Raw genomic sequence first — 386 nt, 5'->3', positions numbered from 1 at the left:
AAGCTGCTCATCGGCGGCGGCATGATGTTCACGTTCCTCAAGGCCCAGGGCCACGAGGTCGGCTCCTCGCTGCTCGAGGAGGACCAGGTCGACACGGTCAAGGGCTACCTCGCGCAGGCGCAGGAGGCCGGCGTCGAGATCGTCCTGCCCGTCGACACGCTGGTCGCGCCCGAGTTCGGCTCGGACGACTACCAGGTCGTCGCGGTCGACGCGATCCCGGCCGGCACGATGGGCCTGGACATCGGCCCGAAGTCCGCCGCGCTGTTCCGCGAGGCGATCCTCGCGGCGAAGACGATCGCGTGGAACGGCCCCATGGGCGTGTTCGAGCGTCCCGCGTACGCCGAGGGCACCAAGGCCGTCGCGCAGGCGCTCGTCGACACCGACGG

1 protein-coding gene is annotated in these 386 nt (G+C 70.7%); it reads left to right on the top strand.

Going from position 1 to position 386, the window contains the following annotated elements; genetic code table 11:
• Positions 1-386, top strand: a 386-nt coding sequence (gene pgk / locus G3I71_RS49800) for a phosphoglycerate kinase (protein ID WP_164325602.1), incomplete at both ends; no start/stop codon positions are given.

Origin of the sequence: Streptomyces sp. SID12501, assembly GCF_010550245.1 — a bacterium.
In the GTDB taxonomy this organism is placed as follows: Bacteria; Actinomycetota; Actinomycetes; order Streptomycetales; family Streptomycetaceae; genus Streptomyces.
Note: the sequence above shows the minus strand (reverse complement) of the source record. Positions and strands in the feature narration are given on the sequence as shown.